The sequence below is a fragment of the Vibrio sp. TH_r3 genome, from assembly GCF_033101115.1.
Taxonomy (GTDB): Bacteria; Pseudomonadota; Gammaproteobacteria; order Enterobacterales; family Vibrionaceae; genus Vibrio.
Map to the genome: position 1 here is coordinate 37059 of NZ_JAWMPW010000008.1, position 20396 is coordinate 57454.

Here is a 20396-nt window from a genome sequence, read left to right on the forward strand (position 1 = left end):
TTAATTAAAGCTATTCTCGTTTACAACGGAAATCGGCTTTATAGAGTTGGTCATGATATCCTCATTAAAAATAGTTATCATTTGCAACAGTCTAAATGAGACAGATAAAAAGGAGAAAAGTCATGTCACATCAATTCCCGGAATTAAAGTGTTTCAGAAAAGTAGTGTACATATTGAGTAACCAAGGTAATTGTTATGCCTTGCTCTGATCGCTATTTGTTTTAAAAGTTCAATTTATAATGATCTTGCCGTGGGGTATGCTTTATAGTGTTTTGGGCGAGAAAACTCGGTGATCAGGCTCTGTCGCTGAGTAGTTCACTATCATAGACAACTCTGATTTGATTTTGATTTTTAGTTCATCTATTTTTGCTGTGTTAAATATTAACACACATAGGTGAAAATATGTCACGCACAACTAGTGTTACGATTGGCTCTCAGTTAGATGAGTTTGTCGGTCAACTCATAGCGAGTGGTCGCTATGGTTCAACAAGTGAAGTAGTTCGTTCTGCATTACGGTTACTCGAAAGGCAGGAGAAACAAACTACTGCTTTAAAAATGGCAATTGAAGCTGGTGAACAAAGTGGCGAGTGCTCATTATTACTTTATGACATCGCGGCCAAAGTAAAGCAAAAACACAATGTATAAACTGTCCAACCTTGCCGCAGAGGACTTTGAGCAGATTTTTGAATACACGTTACTGAACTTTGGCATAGAACAAGCTGATGTTTATACAGACAGGGCATATCTGAGATGTATAATACTGGTTATTTATACAGTTAATAAGTTTAATGTTAAGAGCAACCAAAGTACGTATTTACCCAACGCAAGAACAAGCAGAGTATTTAATCGCTCAGTTTGGCGCGGTGCGTTTTGCGTATAACAAAGCTCTACATTTAAAGTCTCATATGTACCGGAAACATGGCGTAACACTGAACCCTAAAAAGGACATAAAACCACTGCTTGCCGTTGCCAAGAAGTCACGAAAATACCACTGGCTTAAACAATATGACTCGATTGCTTTACAGCAATCTGTCATTAACCTACACACTGCTTTTGATAACTTCTTTCATCCCAAATTAAGCGCTAAATACCCAAACTTCAAACGTAGACACGGCAAGCAATCTCGCTACCATTGTGTTGGTGTTAAGGTTCTTGATGGCGCCATCAAGCTGCCCAAGATGAGTCCTATTGATGCCAACATTCATCGTGAGATCACAGGTAAGGTTAAAAGTATGACTCTCAGTTTGAGTCAAACGGGTAAGTTCTATGCGTCCATCCTTGTGGATGATGGTATTGAAGCCCCTAGCTTGATTCACTCAATCGATAAAGTGACGGGTGTTGATTTGGGATTGTCACACTTTGCTATTCAGTCGAATGGCAAGAAAGAAGCGAACTGAAGTGGTCAAGAATAATTGGCCACGATTTGTAAAACGTGCGGAGAAGGATCTCAGACGCAAACAGAAGCAGCTTTCGCGTAAGGAAAAAGGCAGCGCAAACAGAGCGAAAGCTCGTTTGCTTGTCACAAAGTGCCACGAAAAGACGGCGAACGCTCGCGCTGATTTTCAACAAAAACTATCTCGAACACTCGTAGACAAAAACCACGCTGTGATTCTAGAGACATTAAAATCAACCAATATGATGAAAAACCGCAAACTAGCGAAACACATAGCAGATGCTTCATGGCATCGCTTTGTTGTTAAGTTGGAGTACAAATTGAAAGAGCAAGGCAAACATTTTGTTAAGCTCGACCAATGGTACGCCAGCTCTAAAACATGCCACTGTTGCGGCCATAAAATGGAAGACATGCCCTTATCGGTTCGCAAGTGGGATTGCCCCTCTTGTGGTACGACAGATATAGATCGGGATCTCAATGCCGCTCTTAATATTCGTGATAAAGGTATTCTAGAATTAAAAGCGGCTGGACAGTCGTTTCTGCTTATGGAAGCCGCATAAGACTCGATACTATCGAGCACTGGCTAACGAAATAAGAAGCATCGCCCAACGGGCGGTGAGTAGTCACATTGATGGCTATTACTTTTAATCCTTCTCCTTGGATAAGTTGACAATATCCAAAAAGCGCCTTAGCAAAATCACACTTTCCATTGAATTTGTATTTATTCAAACCATGCAATAAATTTAAGAGTGATTCACCACGCTTGGTATTTTTGGTTTGAGTTTAGCTCAGTATTTACGGTGTCCAAATTGAGTGTAGTGGTAGCGTGGCTCATACCTTATTTTGGCGTTGATATGACCCTCAACTTTTTAATTGTTGTTCAAAATTTGTAAGAAAAGTAAGTAAAATAACATCGACTTTGGATGATGTTGAGCTGATTGATCCTCATGACCCAAATCAGTTAATAGAGACGTTTTGCGCAAGCTTAATGCTTAAAAAGTGTTATTAAGATTACATTTATCATCACTTTAAATAAGCTATACTTTTTCAATTTTAAATATTTCATTAGGATTGGGAATGAAAGTCATACCTTCAGTAATTGTAGCGGTGTATTCTTTAGTATTGGGCGGTTGTATGTCTACGGTAAATATTCCTGAAAACTATCAGGAAAATCTTCCAGAAAGCGCAACCTTAGATGTGAATAGGATCGGGCAGTATGATAGCTATTCTTGTGCTACTACGTCTTTGGCAATGGTGATTTCCTACTATGATAAAAACAAAGTTATCAGAAAGCAGGATGTATGGGATGCCTCCAAGTCATCTGTTTATGATGTGACTCAACGATGCGGAAATGACATGAACGGTTTAGAGAGGGCTGCTGAAGCATATGGTTATACAAGCTATGAGTTTGTCAATGGGTTATCAATAGATGAGCTAAAGTACTTCGTTTCAAATGATACTCCTGTTGTCGTAAATATCAGAAACTTTTTTATGGAGTCATCTCATGCTGTAGTTGTTACTGGTTATGATAACGAAAATATTTATATCACTGATCCTGCGAGGGCTGGTGGTGGTAAGTATTCAGTTTCTTATGAAAAATTCTTAAAGCATTGGTACGCTTATTTGTGCACGCCGCGAAGAGGTAAGTATAAACGCTCCGCATTTATTCTCTATAAAAATACTAATTCAGGCATTTGACGCTACACAAGTCCAAATATTGCGCTTTTTATGTAAGCCAGAAAGGAACTAAAGAGTCAGCGCTCATTACTCAGCATAATTGATCGCCAACCACAACGATCTAGTCTCTAGCCAAGTTCCAAGGTAGTCGCACTTCTATTTGCTCAAGATTTTCAGCGTAGGGTAGCCGAGTAAGAAGAGTATGGAGGTAGTTGTATGGTTCCAGTCCGTTCAACTTAGCCGTTTCAGCCATGATGTTACTTATACACAGCTCGGGATGACCGGAGTAAATGGCCAGTTTCGACCATTGGTTGAGCGTAGAGTTTATGGCTTTGTAGATTAAGCTATCTTTGGGGCACTTGTTGATATTCTTCTCCAAGAATGCTTTCAACTTATCTAAGAGTGGAACACTAAGCTCTTGGCGGTAGGCCACGATTTCTTCAGCCGTTATCTTGGGCTGCTTTTTCTTTAGGTCAGCCAAGTGCCTCTCAACACGGTAGAGCTAGTTGATGGTGTTAAGCGCGATATCGGCTTTACTTACCTGAACGTTTTTACCTTTTTGGCTGAGCTTTTTGCGCTTCCAATAACCGAATCTAATAACTGAACTGAGATTGATCTAGGTCGTAGGTTCGGTGGTATTGGGCTCGAGATAGTTTGGTGGTTTGTCAAACGTCGACATGACGCTGCCAAGTTTGCTGTAGAGATGACATAAAAGCCTCCATACATAGGTAATGACTGTTGTCATTATTAGGGCTTGGGTTTAAATGGGAATGATGTCGAGAATTAAGCTTACAATAAATACTGCCAGATGAAGTGAGTGGTGCAATAATGCCGCCAGCAACAGGAACCTGTCACCAAAGCAATTTGGTGATCGCCCAGTAATGGGAATCCCCTAGCGATTTAGCTAGGGGAGGATGTCAAGCCATCATTTTTACACAAACGGATTGATGGCATGGCATGTGTCATTATTTCGCTTTTTTCTGATCCCTGGGAGGCGTTAATACGTGATCCAATGATACGGTTTTAACTCGGTTGACATTATGTTGATGAGTACATTGCAACATGATTGTCTTTTTGGATCCTTTGCTCACTAAAGGTTGGTCAATCGTCCCATGAAATTGAGCGCGTAACTCAGCTTCATTGTTCCAAACCCACCCGGCTTGTTTTAGTTTGTCTTTCGCCACATTAAATTGCGCCTGACGCTGACATGCCCAGCAGTGCGCCTCATCGTTTTCTTGTTCCAATGGACCCAATAAATAGGCTTTGGAGAGGGAGACTTGAAAGGCGTGTTGTTGGCGACATGAGATGGTTATGCGAGGACGTCTTTTGACTAACGAGTGCCGTTGTGCGATCAATTCGCCTTTATAGCGCTGGTTTAAGCGTTCCAAGATACGTTGACTATTGGACTTATGTTGCCAACTTTGAGTCATGAGCGCCTCTTTATCTATTTCACGTGGGTCGGCGCCATAGAGCGCAACATAGATGCGCTGGCATATATCGAGCGCCGCATCAAACTGCTGGGGAAAAGTATAAGGTTGATATTGATCCGGTCCTGTTATGGTATAGCACGGGATGCGTATGAGCGTAGTCTCGGGGTCCTTTTTAAAGTAGGCATCGACCAGAGCGTCACGACGTTGTTGTTTGGTGAGTTTTTGTTGACGATCCGCTTTTTTTAAGATTTGTTGATTCAAACTTTTATGTTGTACACCGTCGATTTCGATGGCCCATTTTAGCGTGGGTTGATAAAAGTCAATCGACAAAGAGCGCGTGGTGTGTTCGCTTTTCAGCCCATCAAATTCTTGCTCCAAACGCAGATCCAATTGCCATAGATGCCCAAAATATTCAACGAATTTAGCCAGAAAAGACACATTATTTTGGTTAATGAACCCTCTTTTCCCTTTTTTAAACGCTTTGTAGAGGATGGAAATGGTGGTGGGGGTGGGCAAGGGCAAGCCAAGCGCTGCGTTGACGGTCTGTTTGATGTTCACGCGTATGGATAAGTTATCATAAGGCGTGTGATGGGTCTTTTGGATTTGGGTTATCTGTGTATTGATCTCATCGTCTGTGGATACCAGTTCATAGAGGGCGCCGTGGGTGCGCCATCGTTCGGCTGACTCAACGAACGCACGGACACGAGCCGCAGTTAATGGCAAACCCGAATTGGGCTCGCAATAGGCACATGGATTAGCGTGTCGGTTATCTCGAACATATCGGATCAATTGATAACTGGTGTACGTGTTGGTTAATGGTCCATGAGTGAGGCAGCGAAGATGAATGGCGACATTACTGTGGATAAGTGTTTGGCCAGTGGCGAGGCCAGAAGCGCGAAGATCGACACGCAGGTCAATACCTTTGTCTGAAAATAACCCTTCGAAATACGCGGCGGTGTACTTGCTTTTTTTCTCAGCTGAGCACGCGCGACATGAGCTCTTGCTTAACTTGGCGTGGAGTGAACTCACTCGTTGTGCACGTCTTTGGTCAGGGTGGTACTGGCATTGTACGTGCATTTTAGCCTCGGCCGGTAAATCGTGACGCAGAGCAAAGCACGCTTGATTTTGTTTGACAAGGGCGGGATCGGTCGCTAACTGCCAGGTGGTCGTGGCGCGGATGAGTATGTCAAAGTCGTCAAGCGAGGGCATAAGGGTGATAGGTCTTGCGCCATTGGTTCCACATTGCACACATTGACCGTGTTCGGCGACTTGAGGTATCCATTCATGGCGCTGGCCGCATTGGCGGCAGGTTAACAAACTGGTTTTTGAGATCCCTTGATAATGATTGGGATCAATATCAAAGCGGGTGATACGTTGCTGCGCTTTCTCCCATGAGATTCGTTTCGTTTTTCCTTTGCGTCTGCGCTCACAATGTTGACAAAAAAGGTGATCGCCACGCGATAAATGGGTCTTGATATTATTAACGCTATGAGAGGTCGACTTGTGGCAGTGCGTGCATTTGGCCTCAACGTACGCATTATGGTTAATAAAATCCTCAGGGGCGAGTTCGTGGGGCAGGGCGAGCACAAAGCCAAGCTCGGGACGGTTGATAAAATCAGCAATCAAATCTTTGTATTTCCATCGATATTTTCGGTTTTTCTCACTTTTATCAAACTCATAGTGACACTCTTTACACAGGGTATGACGGACTTGACCTTGGTGTGCAAGATAACGCCACTTGGAATCAAACGTACATTGATGTCGCATGCATTCCACCGTGAGTGTGTCACGTCGTGGGGTCGTTATTTTTTCAGGGGCGACAATGCGATAATACGCATACCAGGCAAAGTGAGGGGGCGACTTGGGATCGCGGTCGTGATGCAGTGTTGATAAACGGGCATTGAGCGTATCGCGTGATAAAGAGTCTTCCGTCATAACAGGTCCTCGTTAGGGGGTAAAATGGGGTGCTCTAACAAGATACAATGCTTGTAAGATTAATTCAAGTCATTGAATTTTAAGGTGTTTTATCGATATTTTTTAGGCTGAAACTGTCTCAAAATCCCTTTGCATTGTCTAAAACTGTCTCAGCCTTTTTTAGCGGAAGTCTAACGGGTTGTTTTGTATTGGAAATATACCGATACAAAAAAAGGTTCGAATAGGGAAGACCTATTGGGGCAGACGGACTCGAGCCTTGGTGACAAAGGACGTATTTATTTACCGTTCTTAGCGAAAAGCATCACTCAATGCTGGCGGTGATATAAGCCATTATCGCGCTGGCGATAACTTTACAAAATGGTGCAATTTCCGCAAACTCTGCGCTATGAAACGAGCATTTAAAGAACGATTCTACCCAACCGAGCAGCAAGCCGAACTATTAGCACAGTCGTTTGGCTACAGTCGTTTCGTTTTGAATAACGCGCTCAAGTATCACAGCACCGACATTGCTGATGCTTGAGCACAACATTAGTGAGCCCCAGTGTGGTGTTCCTGAACTAGATCATTGGGTATCTAGTTCAGGAACAATATAACCCACATCCGCTCCCTGGATCTCAAGTTAGTAATATATAGATGACTGAGAAACCTAAGAGCTAGAGAACTACCTACCAGTGATCCCAGAACAGCAGCGACTAAGGGAACAGGTAGGATTAAATCAAGACCAATTGCCATGAGCGGTAATGGGACGCAATACCCACCTAAATGTTAAGCAAAGTTTACAGTCAATTCAGGTAGACCCTATGGAACAATGTTTATAGAGAACTGCTTTTCAGTTTTTTTTTCGATGCAGAATATAAGAAAGCATAACAGTGACTAAAACATGAAACCCGAGTATGCGCCAAACTACTTTATGATGATAACTGTCAAAAATATTTTTGAAGTTGATATCAGTGTTAGAAAAAGTGCTAGTCTGTATATTTTCGAGAACGACATTGAAGTGAATCATGTTTTGGTGCATTGCGATGAAATTTGAAACCGAGAAAGCAATAAAACCCAGTAGTATGAGATTTTTCTTATATTTAGCTAAATTGACATAGGTTTCTGAAAACCGAAATCCAAGTAATCCAATGACTACTACTACATAAAACATCCATATTTGATAGTGCAAATTATTGCTTGAGTCTAGTAAACTAATTGCTTCACTCAGTCCATTCATCTGACGCCCTCCATGGAATGGTAACGCTTCTTATACAACCTCCTTGCGTATACCCACCTTAAACTTGTTCTTCTATTACACGAAAAAGTGAATGTCTATTTTTCATAACCAGCTTATTAATATGCAATATCCAGTGTTTTAATTCACTTTCTAACAATTCTAGTACACATATCAACCTTACATCACATTAAATACTACTCAAACTGCATAACTCGAGAACTAATTAGGTAGCGTCAAGTTTAAATTGGGCACTAAGTAGCCTTATTTTACGTTTAGTCATAATGTCAAATAGGGCTGATACCGTTACTGCAAGCGGGAGATGAGGTCATGTCCTATGGCGAATTACCTCAAGGACGATGGCGTGTTGATACCGCTAGTCCGTTTGTGTTTCATCAGCTAGTCCAACTCGTTCAGCCATTAAATCAAGCTTATCCTGATATTGAGTTGGAGCGGACTTCTAATGGAGGGTTTTGTTGATTTACTAGAAAAGAAAACCGATATCGCGATTTGTATCTGTACATTAAGTGATTCAACCGTTTAGGCCAACATACCATTGAAGAGATTGAGATGGCGTGTAATCGTTTTGCACGATCTGATATGGATGTGAAAGGGAGGACCTTTACCGGTTTTAGTTTGAGTGATGTAGTTAAGTGGATATTTATAATTATTAAATAATGCAATTATAAGTTATGATATGCATCACTAGGCACCCCGTGCTGAATGTATAATAAATAAAAAACTATTACACTTCGTCAGATGTTAAATAATATTATGTTTTTAGAACTATTTTTTGTGTTTATCTATTCGTTTTTATTGCTATTTATGTTGCGTAAAGCGGCTAGGAAAGTTGGGCTGGTTGATATGCCAAGCCCGAGAAAACGCCATAAAGGTGCTGTGCCTTTGGTTGGTGGGCTGGCGATATGTGTTTGCATAACGCAGTTGTTAGTGTTTAAACCCGATCTGATCTCTCACAGTGAGATCTTTATCGGTAGTATCGTTACGCTGGCTGTAATAGGCGCGTTGGATGATATGTTCGATATTAGCGTTAAGATTCGATTGTTTGTTCAAACGATGCTGGCGATTGTCATGCTGAGCCTCGCTGGTATCGAATTGCTAGATATTGGTAATATCATTGGCGAAGGGAACGTTCATTTAAACCTGTTAGCTCCTATCGCGACCATTGTTGCTGTGGTTGGTGCAATCAATGCATTTAATATGATTGATGGCATTGATGGTTTGCTTGGCGGATTATCCATGACGGTGTTCGGCGGCTTGTCTTTTTTACTGATTGACAAAGACCAAACCGGTTTAGCTTACCTTTCTATTGCCTTTATAGTTGCAATGATCCCATATGTTTGCATGAACCTTGGCGTGTTGGGACGGCAACGAAAAGTGTTTATGGGCGATGCTGGTAGCATGGTGATTGGTTTTACCGTTATTTGGTTATTACTTGAAGCGAGTCAAAACACTCAGCAAGGTACTGTTGAACCCATTATACGACCCATTACGGCGTTATGGATTATTGCCGTACCATTGATGGATATGGCGGCGATTATGATCCGCCGCATGCGTCGTGGCGTGTCACCATTTAAACCCGATCGAGAACACCTTCATCATATCTTCCAACGTTTGGGTTTTTCTTCGCGTGAAACATTACTTATCATCTGTTTGATATCAATCGGCTATGTTGGCTTTGGTATTTATGGTGAAATAAACGCGATCGATGAATCAGTGATGTTTGCACTGTTTATGATCTGCTTTGTTCTTTATGCGGTTGTATTAAGTTACGTGTGGCGTATTACTCATTTTTTACGTAAGTTACGTGGATCGCGAGTTGAAGGTGTGTTTGAAAATGACAACGGGTAAGTAGGCGACAACATATCAAGCTGATGACCATCTGATTGCATTTGATGCTATCTCACATTACTAACATATAGATAGTAATACAGTGGATAGTTTTAATCTTTTACTTTACATCTAAGTCGTACTTTATTATTAGTACTGCCAAGTTAACGAATGCTATGGCAGTCTCTTCATATGAGCCGATATAAAAGACCTTGATTTGCTCCGGAAATCATCCGACATCTCGTTTGATTGTATTACCGTTTTAGCTTGATTTTGAGATATGGTGAAGCTCTGCTAGTAAAGCGGAGGTATTACCGCCAGTTACAAAACTATTCGATATTGGTGCAATAAATTCGGGCGTATTTATCGTAAGCGTCTCAGAAAACACGGTCGATGTGGTGATACGTGATTCATGGGAGAGATGTATATTAACATTCGTGGCAAGCGTGCATTTTTCCTTCATTTTGACATTTATGCTCAAAGTTATTCAGTTCTTCAATTGGGAGCGCATCTAAATCGGCACGAAAGGCAATCGTTGGCCCTGGTCTGTTGGTATTGAGTACTGCCTTCACCCCCGTTTTTCCTATTCCAGTGGTGACTTGGTAGCCTAGGTTAGTTAAATGTTCAGCGACTAATTTACTTGTGTCGAATTCCTCATATTTCAGTTCAGGATTGCGATGAAGCGCTTTCCTCATTTCGATGTATTTGTTTACTTCTATGTCCATAACCCTCCATGTTGTTGATTTAATGTTATTTTATTTTTCATGATGTTAATCCATCCAGTTTTACTTAACAATGTTCTATATAAAATAAAAAGATACGTTTTAAATGTAAATGGTGAGTAGTAGAGGTTATTAGAGGTTATGTTTGTTATCAATATTAACCTATTCTTTTTTAAGAGATGGTAAACGTTATTGTATGAAATATACGCGAGCGGTACTGATATAAAAGGCAGGCTAAAGAAATGTTAAAAACGCCTTGAGTTTGTGACTAATAAACAGAGAATATTGGACATATGAGTAGAAATGAATTGAGTGAGTTCGCATTAAGCTTCAAGTTAAAACATTGAAATAACAATCGGCATAAAGGATCTTATTTATCGATAAATATTTTTACTGGAAATAATATAGTTTCATATTATTTGATAGTGTAAGCGTGTTGATACCAGCTCAGTTCAGAAAATGAATATAGCGATAGTTGATAGTTTTGTAACTATATATTCCAGTATTCTTGCTTTATTCTTGGTCATAATTCTGTTTTTAATACTATTTGGTTCTATTTAATAAATAAATGTTCTTTTCCCTCCCGTTATAAAGCGTTATGTTTCCGGCCCCAAGCCTTGTTTAGGTATTCACACATTTATTTTTTGTAAGGAACTCACTATGTCGGTTTCAATATTGGCAGCCTTAGCGGTTTTTGTTGGTATTTTATTCTTCCTATTTAGCCAGCAGCAAAAAGCGTACTCTTTATCACGACTTGTTTTCTTTGGTTTGATATTGGGTAGCTTATTTGGTCTCGCGATCCAACTTATATTCGGTGAAGGTGACCCTGCCATCAACTTTATACTTGATTGGGTTAAAGTAGTGGGTAACGGTTATGTCGGATTGTTGAAAATGGTGATCATGCCACTTGTTTTAGTGTCTATGATCTCCGCAGTAGTGAAGCTTGAAAAAGGCGGTTCACTGGGTAAAATTTCCGGTTTAACTATTTCAATCCTATTATTCACCACTGCGATTGCTGCATTAATTGGTATTTTGGTTGCACAGGGTTTTGGACTGTCTGCTGAAGGGCTTACCGAAGGTGCTCGCGAAACGGCGCGAATTTCAATTTTAGAGACTCGCTCTGAGGCCGTGAGTGATTTGACCATTCCACAAATGCTGATTAGCTTTATTCCGACTAACCCATTTGCAGATCTAACGGGCGCGCGTTCAACTTCTATTATCGCGGTTGTTATTTTTGGTGTTTTAGTTGGCATCGCTGCGCGTAAAGTTATGGCTGAAAAAGTAGAATACGAAGACGTGATTCGTCGTAGCGTTAACGCGATTCAATCGATTGTGATGCGTCTTGTTAAAATGATAATGGCGCTGACACCATACGGGATTGCGGCGTTAATGACCAAAGTGGTGGCCACATCTAATGCGTCAGATATTCTGAATTTATTAGGCTTTATTGTGGCTTCTTATTTGGCGATATTATTGATGTTTGTTGTCCATGGGTTGCTTGTTTCTTTAGTTGGTGTGAGCCCGAAAGAGTACTTTACGAAAATTTGGCCTGTCCTTACCTTTGCATTTACTTCTCGAAGCTCGGCTGCAACCATTCCGCTAAATGTGGAAGCGCAAATCACTAAATTGAACGTGTCGCCTGCTATTGCAAACTTGTCGGCTTCTTTTGGTGCAACTATTGGGCAAAACGGATGTGCAGGGATTTATCCTGCTATGTTGGCTGTCATGGTGGCGCCAAGTGTGGGGATTGACCCAACTGATTTACATTTTATCGTGTCATTAATCGCCATGATCACTATTAGTTCATTTGGTATAGCGGGTGTTGGTGGCGGGGCAACATTTGCGGCCTTAATTGTTTTACCTTCAATGGGCTTACCTATTACCATTGTCGCGTTATTGATTTCAATTGAGCCGTTAATTGATATGGCAAGAACGGCGTTGAATGTGTCTGGTGCGATGACAGCAGGCACCATTACTAGTCGAGTATTGGATCAGAAAGCGACAGAAAGCGAAATGCAAAACGCATAAAAACCGCTAACAACATTGAATAAAAGCCGTCATTTATTGCTATTAAATGACGGCTTTTTTATGACCTAAGCATTAATTTTTAGGGTTTTATGTTAATTGTTCAATTAAACTCTTTGTGTAGCTTGCCTGTTTTAAGGAGATGGAATGTCAGCAATCGCAAATACACCAAACCCACCATATTATGCCGTGATTTTTACTTCTACGCGGACAGAAGGCGATAATGGTTATGGTGAAATGTCAGTTAGAATGCTCGAATTAGCAAGACAACAATCCGGCTTTCTAGGTGTAGAGTCTGCACGAGAAGACATTGGAATTACGGTTTCATATTGGTCAAATCTTGATTCAATCAAACAATGGAAAGCGAATTATGATCATATAGAGGCTCAAAAGGCTGGCCGTAAGTTGTGGTATGAATCCTTTAAGGTTCGTATCTCAAAAGTTGAGCGAGATTATGGGATTTGAAAGTATAAAAATAACAATTGAACAGCGCCGATTATCTATGGTCAGAATGTAAATTGATTCGATTGATACCGATTAGATTCCTGACTAACCATCCTCTAATTCAGAGGAAAACACTACTCCCAAGGGATTCTATGTTAGTAAAAGTGAACACAGTCTAAACATTTGAAGATAATAATATGCTACCTTTATTTAGTGGTTGCTAATATAAACCACATTAATCTATATGAGGTATTGCATGACACGATTTAAATGGAAGCAAAGATTGTTATTTATTCCTCCCGTTTTGCTTGGGGTGGCAATACTCATATTAGCACCAGCAATGAAAGCCGAACCGCCAAAGGCTAGTGACAGTACTGGAAAAAAAGTGGTTAGGGTACTTAAAGTTGAGCCACGAAAAATCCAACCATCTGCAGTTGGCTATGGTCATACCCAGCCTGCTAGAGACTGGGAAGCTCAAGCTGAATTAGAAGGTGCAGTAGTCTGGGTTGCGAATAATTACCATGATGGCAGCATCATCCAACAAAACAGCGAAATTCTTAGATTGGATCCTTCTTTTTATGAACTTTCTATTGCCCGTCTGGAAGCTCAACTCGAAGTAGCAAGACTCACCGACCAAACTATTTTGGAAACATTGAAAATTGCTGAACAAGAGTATCAGGTTCAGAAATCAGAATATGATCGTGCGATACGTTTGAGTAAAACTGGCTATATATCCAAAACAGAGAAAGATAAAGCCACCAAAGATCTTCTCAATAGCCAGCAACAGTCTCAGGTACAAAAAAATAACTTAGCCATTAATAAGGCGACACAAAAAGTACTTCTGACAGAACTGGCTTTAGCCAAACGCGATCTGGAACAAACCATCATTAAAGCTCCTTTCGATATACGAATCACAGATAAAGTGATAGGCCTGGCAGAATTCGTCAACAAAGGCGAGATCATGTTAAAAGCTGATGGCATAGATGCAGTTGAGATCAGTGCTCAGTTTCCACTTGGTAAAATGCGTCCTCTGAGAAGAGCTGAAGGACTAAGTAAAACAAACAATCATGGGCATGTAGACCTTGAAGCAATCGTCGAGTTGAACGTCGGAGAGCATCTTATTTCTTGGGATGCGAACGTCAGTCGTTCGGGAGGGCACATTGACGCACAGACTCAAAGTCAGAGTATTGTGGTGAAAATTGATAACCCTATCAAACAAGCGTCTCCGGGTAAAAGACCGCCCCTTATCAGAGATACTTTTGTTAAAGTGACCCTAAAAGCACCAGCGATGAACAATCAAATTCTACTTCCATTGAATGCCATTCATAACGACCAGGTATTCTTGGTTCAGGAGGGGAAACTGAAAATTCAGCCCGTAAAGGTGGATTTCGTGCAAGGGCAGATTGCCGTTATCAAGTCAGGTATTCAAAAGGGTGATACTGTTGTATTAAGCAAGCTTTCACCGGCAGTGGAGGGGATGCTACTTAAACCGCAACCTGATAAGAATATCAATAAATGGTTAGATAAAGAAACTGGATTTAAATTAGGGAAACTAATGAGTGAGGTCAAATCATGATTTCATTCTTCGCCCGTCACGCAACCGGTGCGAATGTGCTGATGGTAGCTATACTGTTACTTGGTGCTTTTGCGCTGCCTAAGCTGCAAAAAGACACGTTTCCGTTAACCCAAACCAAAGATATCGAAATTCGGGTCACGTATCCGGGCGCTTCTCCTTTAGAAGTGGTTGAAGAAATTTGTACTCCGTTGGAAGAGGCGATCGACCAGCTTAACGGTATCAAAGAGTTAACCTGTGATGCCCGAGAGAATATGGCCATCGGGAATGCGGAAATCGATGCCGGTGAAAATATCGACGTTCTTACCTCTGATATTCAGCAGCAAGTAAATGCTATCAGTGATTTTCCTGACAGAGTAGAGCAAATAACGGTTACTAAACTAGATAGGATCGCTACAGTAGCAAGTGTCGCAATAACTGGAGATATGTCTGCGACCGATCTCTATCTCTATGCGCAGGATGTTAAACGTAGGATAAAATCACACCCATTAATTGCACAGGTTTCCGTCGGGGGCTTTTCTGAACAGGAGATAGAAATCCGTGTTTCTCAATGGAAACTTAAGCAATACGGTCTTAGCATTTCTGACTTGTCCAACCTTGTTCAGCAACAGAGCATCACTACTCCTGCTGGTGTGTTTACCAATGATTTGGAAGCAGTAAGTGTACGCTTTAATCAATTGGGCAGTAACGTAGAGGATTTTAAGAACATCATAGTGAAGTCTAGCGAGCTAGGTACTCAAGTTAGACTTGGTGATATTGCTGAAATTGAACAGAAGTTCGCTAATGAAGAGGATAAAATTATCTTCCAAGGCAAGCGAGCAGCTCTACTGCAAATATCTAAAACCTATTTCCAGGACTCACTGAAAGTAAAAGATGCGCTTGTTAATCTAGTTGAAAAAGAGCAGCTGGATGCGCCACAAGGTGTGGCATTTACCATTACCCAGGATGTCAGCGTTAATATTAAAGAGAGGCTGAGGATCCTCACCAGCAATGGTATTCAGGGGCTCGCATTGGCTTTTCTCATGCTCTGGGCTTTTTTTAATATTCGATTTAGTTTCTGGGTAGCGTTAGGGCTTCCTGTCTCATTCCTTGGCGCAACCTTTATTATGTACATGTTGGGTTACACTCTGAATATGATGACTATGGTCGGTCTTATCGTTGCTATCGGCCTATTAATGGATGATTCCTTGATCATTGCAGAAAATATCGCCGCGAAAAGGCAGGCAGGTATGCCAGCATTTGAAGCTGCAATTCAAGGTACCTCACAGGTATTCCCTGGCGTGATAGCCTCCTTTGCCACAACGTTGATGGTCATTGGCCCGCTTATGTTCCTGAGCGGAAATATGGGTGAAGTACTACGCTATATTCCAATAATCTTGCTCATTACTCTTTTAGTAAGCTTGATTGAAGCCTTTTTTATCCTTCCGGCACACCTTGCGCACAGTCGTCTGGAGTCAGGCTCAAACTCTGTGAGGGACAGATTTATCCGCAACTTTGAAAGAGTAAGGGACAAATTTTTTGTACCTCTGTCTGTAAGAGCAATGAAAGCACCTTACTTGACCTTGGGCGTGCTTACTATGGTCGTGCTGCTTTCAACCGCAACTTTTTCAGCAGGGCTTCTAAAGTTTAAAGCTATGCCATCACTGGAAAGTGACACACTTCAAGCGCGCGTTTTACTGCCCCAGGGAAGTTTACTTTCTCAAACAGAGGAAGTAGTTGCGAAAATATCTAAAGCTCTGAATAAGATAAATCAGGGTTATTTGGATAAATTTCCTGATTCAGAGCCATTGGTGAGAAGCGAAACTATTATGTACAACACTAATATTGACGCTAATGAATCTGGGCCTCATATGGCGACAGTTAGTGCAGATTTACTTCCGGCGCAGTTTCGCCAAGAGAGTATCAAATATCTGGTGCAAAGCTGGAAAGAGAATACCGGACCTACTGCCGATGTCGTTTCACTTAAGTTTACCGATAAGGAAAGAGGGCTTGCAGGTAATGGTATTGATATACGAGTTCAGGGCAGCTCTCTTGAAGAGCTGGATAAGGCAAGTCGCTCTCTTATCAAATGGCTGAAAGGTTTTGATGGCGTGTTTAATCTTTCTAGTGACCTACGTTATGGTCGATCTGAAATTCACATAAAACTTAAAGACGAAGCTGGTGTTATGGGAGTGAACTCTGCGCAGTTAGCCCAGACACTTCGTAGCGCGGTAAAAGGCAGTACGGATCTGACCGCTTTCCAGAGCGGTGAGATTATTGATATTACGGTGCGTCTTGATGAGTTTACTCACCAAGCCAGTTTGCAGGAGCTAAAGGACCTTATGGTGACCGCTTCAAACAGTATACTCGTTCCGCTGTCTGTTGTAGCTGATTTTGAAGTTCGGCAGACATTCTCTAGAATCAACCGAATAAACGGTATCAATACAGTCTTGGTTCAAGGCAATATCAATGCTCAAATTGCCAATTCCAGAGAAATTATGCAGCAGTTTTATACTACGTTTGTCCCAAATGCTAAAAAGGATTTTCCAGCTGTGAGTTTTATTTCTCAGGGACAAGATAAAGAAAGCGCCGCTACCGGTTCATCTTTGCTAACTTTCTTTGTTATGGGCGTAATCGGTATTTATCTCATCCTGACTTTTTTGTTCCAAAGTTACACTCAACCGATTGCTGTTTTACTTGCTATTCCTATGGGGTGGATAGGTGTTGTATGGGGGCACTTAGGAATGGGCATCGACCTGACGATCCCAAGTCTTGTGGGCTTTGCTACTCTTGCTGGTATTGTAGTAAACGACAATATTCTGTTAGTTAACTTTATTAAAGAGAATACCGCTAAAGGGGTCAGTTTGGTGGATGCGTGCCGTGAGGCCGTCCATGATAGATTCCGAGCGATCTTTATTACCTCGCTAACCACCTTTGTAGGACTGTTACCTTTACTAACCGAGAGCAGTACTCAGGCGCAGTTCCTGATCCCGCTGATTGCTAGTATCGCTTTTGGCTTGATATCGGCAACTCTTCTGGCATCTATCATTGTCCCTTGTGTGTTACTCATTCTCGATGACTTGGGTTTAACTAAATTATCAGAATCAAATTTATAAAACACGTCATGATGCAATGATAAGGCACAAGAGGCACGAGAACGCTTAGTTTTCCTTATTTAGGTTACATTTATTATTCTGGTTTACAAATTTTGCCCGTTTTTATAGCTTTAATTGTATTTAATGAAAGCCAAAGAATGAGCAAGGTCAGCCCGGCTAGTACCCCTAGACTAATGTATAAGCATGTTGGGGATTGAGTTAGTTCTGCATATCTCAGCAAGGCAACATTAAAGGCGGCAACTGGGAATGAAAAAGCCCAGGAGGAAAGATAAAATTTGCTTTTCCTAAATTGATTGATATTAAGCATCAATAACACAGCGATGAAGAGTGCGATGTACACAAGAATTCTTGAGAAATCAGTCAGCCCTGGTACCAGCGAGGTATAAGAGACAAATCCAATTGATGGCGGGGCTAACAGTATAAATAGCATAGGTTTAAAATGGTCTGGTAGCGCTTCATGAAAAATTAAACGATTGATAACAATAGTTAATAATACCATCCAAAAAATAATTCCAACGCTGAAAAAAAACCAGCCTATTTCAATAAAGCCAAATTTAGCCGCGGTGATCGGTGCAATGATATTACCGACAACAGGGATAAACCAACTTGGGTTAGCGTGTTCAAGACGGTAGTGATCATGGTGTATCCAACTATGCATAACCAGCAATGTTAGTGAGAGCTGAATGATCGCACCAAGACTCCATAAGACAAAGGAAAGTGACTCTAAACGATGCCACACAATCGACAGTAATAAAAGGCTAATCGAGAACGCGGCAAAGAAATTAATTTTTACTGGATGTTTTGTTTCTGCAAGAACGGCATTCGGATAACGAATTAATTTTATTAGATAAATACCACTGATCAACATCATTGCGATACTGGCTAGAATAGCGACAAACGTTGTGATTATAGGATAGGACATGCTGAGTGATTTTTGCCATGCAATCGATAGTCCACTCAAGCCCATTACGATAGAAAACATAGAAATAGGGAAGTGTTTTAGTCGACTATGATTTTTAGCTGCTTCTGGGTGATTTATGGATACATCTTTCATATCGCGCCTCTGTCCTATTTTTAGTGTGGCCATGATTTAGAACCAATCTACTCCTATCGAGCTGGCGTTTTAAGTGGGCAATATGCCAGAATATATTTCCAATACGACAAATCATCTCTTTGTAAAATTATCTAATGTAGAGTACCAATAATGTTAATCGTCGATCTTTTAATGAAAAGATCAGGAACAGAACAGACAAGCCGATCGACACTAAAATATAGAAATATTTGATTTAATTAGGAGTAACTATGGATACTATCAATATTGGAATTAATGAATCCGATCGTATTGCGATTGCAGAAGGCTTGAAGCGCTTGCTGGCCGATTCTTATACTCTTTATCTGCAAACTCATAATTTTCACTGGAACGTCACTGGGAGACAATTTCGTGATCTCCACTTAATGTTTGAAGAACATTATACAGAGCTTGCAACCGCAGTTGACGATATTGCGGAACGTATTCGAGCTTTGAATATTGTCGCTCCAGGTACTTATAAATCGTTAGCCGCTTTAACTTCGATTAAAGAGGTAGAAGACATTCCACCAGCAATGGAAATGGTGAAAATTTTGACACAAAGCCATGAACAAGTGATTCGAACTTGTCGTGAAATATTAAAATTAGCTCAGGATGCTGATGATGAATCCTCTGCTGCACTTATTTCTGATCGTATGCGTGAGCATGAAAAAACAGCTTGGATGCTAAGAGCAATGCTAGTTGCTTAAATACCATTGGTTATATTGTAGGGTTAATTGAATAGTTAACCCTTTTTTTGGTTTTAGCCATGGTGGGTGGTTTGGTAAAGGAAAACATTATTAAAATGGATCTGCTATGTTTTCTAACCTATCGTTTTTCGGGTGTTTAAATGAGGCATTGTGACAAAAAATATGCATAAGACGTCGATATTATCACCTAGTGGGGTTGCTTATATTTTAGACCCCTCTCAGCCTGTTCTAACCCACAGTCGCAGTATGGTTTCTGAATCCGCTATTGAGCCTCATGCTCATCCTAGAGGACAATTGCTATGGGGAGCGAAAGGAATATTGCGGGTAACCAGTGAGAAAGCTATTTGGGTAGTTCCTTCGACCCACGCGGTATGGATCCCTGGAGGTCACTTTCATCAAATGAGTAGTGAAACCGCAACGCAAATACGGAATTTATATATTGATCCATCGTATTGTGTTCGTCAGAACTCTAACCAAGTTACAATGGTGAAAATGAGCTCCTTAATGCGTGAAGTCATACTCAAACTTACAGAACATACCGAACAACTTGATAAAAAAAGAGTACAAAATTTAGGTTTAGTGGCTTTAGATGAACTTGATTCATTGGAGACGTTGGAACTTTATATTCCTTCAGGACATGACCCTCGTCTTCAGCATTTAATCAGTATTATTATTAATCACCCAGACTCATCTCTGTTGCTGCTTGATACGTTAGCAAAAGAGGTTGGGGCAAGTGTGCGTACGATTGAGAGGCTCTTTAAAGCTGAGACCGGACTAACGTTTCGTCAGTGGAAAAGTCGTTTTCGATTGATGAATTCATTGGAGAAAATCATTCAAGGCAAAAAAACGACTTTAGTGGCGCACGAATTGGGCTATAGCAGTGTGAGTAGTTTTATTGCTTCTTTTAAAAACTTATTCGGATGCACGCCACAGGAATATACTCAACAGTAGTGTTGTTACTCTTACAAAGATTGTGATGAAGGCCAATATTAACAAACGTGTCGTCACTATTTTTGTTATCTATGTACTTCTATTTAAAAGGTAATGTGACGATAAAAAGTATGACATCTTATCAATTACTTATTGATCTAAATATAAATTGATTTGATTGATACCGATTAGATTCCTGCCGAACCTGTAATTTTAATGTGTATAACCCTGCCAAGTAAGCCTCTTTTAATATGTTTTATGTGACGAATGTCTTATCCATTTATTGGAGTGATGACTAGTCTTTTAAGTGTCTTTTATCTTGGGTTAGGCATTTG

The 20396-nt window shown here is 40.8% G+C and carries 17 protein-coding genes and 2 pseudogenes; 14 read left to right on the top strand and 5 right to left on the bottom strand.

The window, feature by feature from the left end; translation table 11 throughout:
• Positions 1 to 402: 402 nt before the first annotated feature.
• From R3X26_RS09305 to R3X26_RS09320, 5 genes and pseudogenes are all read left to right on the top strand, one after another.
• Positions 403 to 645: a type II toxin-antitoxin system ParD family antitoxin gene (locus tag R3X26_RS09305; RefSeq protein WP_317717027.1), complete on the top strand. Its 243-nt coding sequence runs from the start codon at positions 403 to 405 to the stop codon at positions 643 to 645.
• A gap of 143 nt (positions 646 to 788) precedes the next feature.
• On the top strand, positions 789 to 1397 hold the full coding sequence (locus R3X26_RS09310) for a transposase (protein WP_317717028.1): 609 nt from the start codon (positions 789 to 791) through the stop codon (positions 1395 to 1397).
• Between the two features lies 1 nt (position 1398).
• Positions 1399 to 1953: an RNA-guided endonuclease TnpB family protein gene (locus tag R3X26_RS09315; RefSeq protein WP_317717029.1), complete on the top strand. Its 555-nt coding sequence runs from the start codon at positions 1399 to 1401 to the stop codon at positions 1951 to 1953.
• A gap of 311 nt (positions 1954 to 2264) precedes the next feature.
• Positions 2265 to 2402, top strand: a pseudogene (locus R3X26_RS19065) (hypothetical protein); the annotation flags it as partial.
• Between the two features lie 68 nt (positions 2403 to 2470).
• Positions 2471 to 3091 (top strand): C39 family peptidase, encoded by a 621-nt coding sequence (locus tag R3X26_RS09320; RefSeq protein WP_317717030.1) that lies wholly within the window; start codon positions 2471 to 2473, stop codon positions 3089 to 3091.
• 100 nt (positions 3092 to 3191) lie between these two features.
• On the opposite strand, the gene R3X26_RS19070 is transcribed toward R3X26_RS09320, so the two are convergent.
• Both R3X26_RS19070 and R3X26_RS09335 read right to left on the bottom strand, forming a co-directional pair.
• On the bottom strand, positions 3192 to 3551 hold the full coding sequence (locus R3X26_RS19070) for a transposase domain-containing protein (RefSeq protein WP_411572407.1): 360 nt from the start codon (positions 3549 to 3551) through the stop codon (positions 3192 to 3194).
• Between the two features lie 484 nt (positions 3552 to 4035).
• Positions 4036 to 6435: a hypothetical protein gene (locus R3X26_RS09335; protein WP_317717031.1), complete on the bottom strand. Its 2400-nt coding sequence runs from the start codon at positions 6433 to 6435 to the stop codon at positions 4036 to 4038.
• Positions 6436 to 6820: 385 nt separating this feature from the next.
• Here R3X26_RS09335 and R3X26_RS09340 point away from each other — a divergent pair, with 385 nt between their 5' ends.
• Complete coding sequence (locus tag R3X26_RS09340) at positions 6821 to 6955, top strand: helix-turn-helix domain-containing protein (protein WP_317717032.1); 135 nt, start codon at positions 6821 to 6823, stop codon at positions 6953 to 6955.
• A 309-nt stretch (positions 6956 to 7264) separates the two neighbouring features.
• Here the strand turns inward: R3X26_RS09340 and R3X26_RS09345 are convergent, their stop codons facing one another.
• Positions 7265 to 7651: a hypothetical protein gene (locus R3X26_RS09345; RefSeq protein ID WP_317717033.1), complete on the bottom strand. Its 387-nt coding sequence runs from the start codon at positions 7649 to 7651 to the stop codon at positions 7265 to 7267.
• Positions 7652 to 7978: 327 nt separating this feature from the next.
• Between R3X26_RS09345 and R3X26_RS09350 the strand changes: the two are divergent.
• Positions 7979 to 8189: pseudogene (locus R3X26_RS09350) on the top strand (LysR substrate-binding domain-containing protein); the annotation flags it as partial.
• A gap of 233 nt (positions 8190 to 8422) precedes the next feature.
• Positions 8423 to 9517, top strand: a complete 1095-nt coding sequence (wecA, locus tag R3X26_RS09355) for a UDP-N-acetylglucosamine--undecaprenyl-phosphate N-acetylglucosaminephosphotransferase (RefSeq protein ID WP_317717034.1) — start codon at positions 8423 to 8425, stop codon at positions 9515 to 9517.
• A 407-nt stretch (positions 9518 to 9924) separates the two neighbouring features.
• Here the strand turns inward: wecA and R3X26_RS09360 are convergent, their stop codons facing one another.
• A complete protein-coding gene (locus tag R3X26_RS09360) occupies positions 9925 to 10221 on the bottom strand; it encodes a hypothetical protein (RefSeq protein WP_317717035.1) in 297 nt (98 codons plus the stop codon).
• Between the two features lie 657 nt (positions 10222 to 10878).
• On the opposite strand from R3X26_RS09360, the gene R3X26_RS09365 reads away from it, so the two are divergent.
• The 4 genes from R3X26_RS09365 to R3X26_RS09380 all read left to right on the top strand — a co-directional run bounded on the left by R3X26_RS09365 (position 10879) and on the right by R3X26_RS09380 (position 17355).
• Complete coding sequence (locus R3X26_RS09365; RefSeq protein ID WP_317717036.1) at positions 10879 to 12246, top strand: L-cystine transporter; 1368 nt, start codon at positions 10879 to 10881, stop codon at positions 12244 to 12246.
• Positions 12247 to 12390: 144 nt separating this feature from the next.
• Positions 12391 to 12708, top strand: a complete 318-nt coding sequence (locus R3X26_RS09370) for an antibiotic biosynthesis monooxygenase (protein ID WP_317717037.1) — start codon at positions 12391 to 12393, stop codon at positions 12706 to 12708.
• Positions 12709 to 13000: 292 nt separating this feature from the next.
• Positions 13001 to 14263 (top strand): MFP transporter, encoded by a 1263-nt coding sequence (locus R3X26_RS09375; RefSeq protein WP_317717038.1) that lies wholly within the window; start codon positions 13001 to 13003, stop codon positions 14261 to 14263.
• The gene (locus R3X26_RS09380; protein WP_317717039.1) at positions 14260 to 17355 is read left to right on the top strand and encodes an efflux RND transporter permease subunit; all 3096 of its coding nucleotides are present in this window, start codon (positions 14260 to 14262) and stop codon (positions 17353 to 17355) included. The genes R3X26_RS09375 and R3X26_RS09380 overlap by 4 nt, the downstream gene beginning before the upstream one ends.
• A gap of 73 nt (positions 17356 to 17428) precedes the next feature.
• Here R3X26_RS09380 and R3X26_RS09385 read toward each other — a convergent pair whose 3' ends face one another.
• A complete protein-coding gene (locus R3X26_RS09385; RefSeq protein WP_317717040.1) occupies positions 17429 to 18442 on the bottom strand; it encodes an SLAC1 anion channel family protein in 1014 nt (337 codons plus the stop codon).
• 215 nt (positions 18443 to 18657) lie between these two features.
• On the opposite strand from R3X26_RS09385, the gene R3X26_RS09390 reads away from it, so the two are divergent.
• A complete protein-coding gene (locus tag R3X26_RS09390; RefSeq protein ID WP_317717041.1) occupies positions 18658 to 19131 on the top strand; it encodes a Dps family protein in 474 nt (157 codons plus the stop codon).
• A gap of 150 nt (positions 19132 to 19281) precedes the next feature.
• Complete coding sequence (locus tag R3X26_RS09395; protein ID WP_317717042.1) at positions 19282 to 20082, top strand: helix-turn-helix transcriptional regulator; 801 nt, start codon at positions 19282 to 19284, stop codon at positions 20080 to 20082.
• Positions 20083 to 20396 lie beyond the last annotated feature (314 nt).

Coding starts and splice junctions, on each gene's coding strand:
- R3X26_RS09305 (WP_317717027.1), top strand. CDS start 403: ATGTCACGCACAACTAGTGTTACGATTGGCTCTCAGTTAGATGAGTTT.
- R3X26_RS09310 (WP_317717028.1), top strand. CDS start 789: ATGTTAAGAGCAACCAAAGTACGTATTTACCCAACGCAAGAACAAGCA.
- R3X26_RS09320 (WP_317717030.1), top strand. CDS start 2,471: ATGAAAGTCATACCTTCAGTAATTGTAGCGGTGTATTCTTTAGTATTG.
- R3X26_RS09335 (WP_317717031.1), bottom strand. CDS start 6,435: ATGACGGAAGACTCTTTATCACGCGATACGCTCAATGCCCGTTTATCA.
- R3X26_RS09340 (WP_317717032.1), top strand. CDS start 6,821: ATGAAACGAGCATTTAAAGAACGATTCTACCCAACCGAGCAGCAAGCC.
- R3X26_RS09345 (WP_317717033.1), bottom strand. CDS start 7,651: ATGAATGGACTGAGTGAAGCAATTAGTTTACTAGACTCAAGCAATAAT.
- wecA (WP_317717034.1), top strand. CDS start 8,423: ATGTTTTTAGAACTATTTTTTGTGTTTATCTATTCGTTTTTATTGCTA.
- R3X26_RS09360 (WP_317717035.1), bottom strand. CDS start 10,221: ATGGACATAGAAGTAAACAAATACATCGAAATGAGGAAAGCGCTTCAT.
- R3X26_RS09365 (WP_317717036.1), top strand. CDS start 10,879: ATGTCGGTTTCAATATTGGCAGCCTTAGCGGTTTTTGTTGGTATTTTA.
- R3X26_RS09370 (WP_317717037.1), top strand. CDS start 12,391: ATGTCAGCAATCGCAAATACACCAAACCCACCATATTATGCCGTGATT.
- R3X26_RS09380 (WP_317717039.1), top strand. CDS start 14,260: ATGATTTCATTCTTCGCCCGTCACGCAACCGGTGCGAATGTGCTGATG.
- R3X26_RS09385 (WP_317717040.1), bottom strand. CDS start 18,442: ATGGCCACACTAAAAATAGGACAGAGGCGCGATATGAAAGATGTATCC.
- R3X26_RS09390 (WP_317717041.1), top strand. CDS start 18,658: ATGGATACTATCAATATTGGAATTAATGAATCCGATCGTATTGCGATT.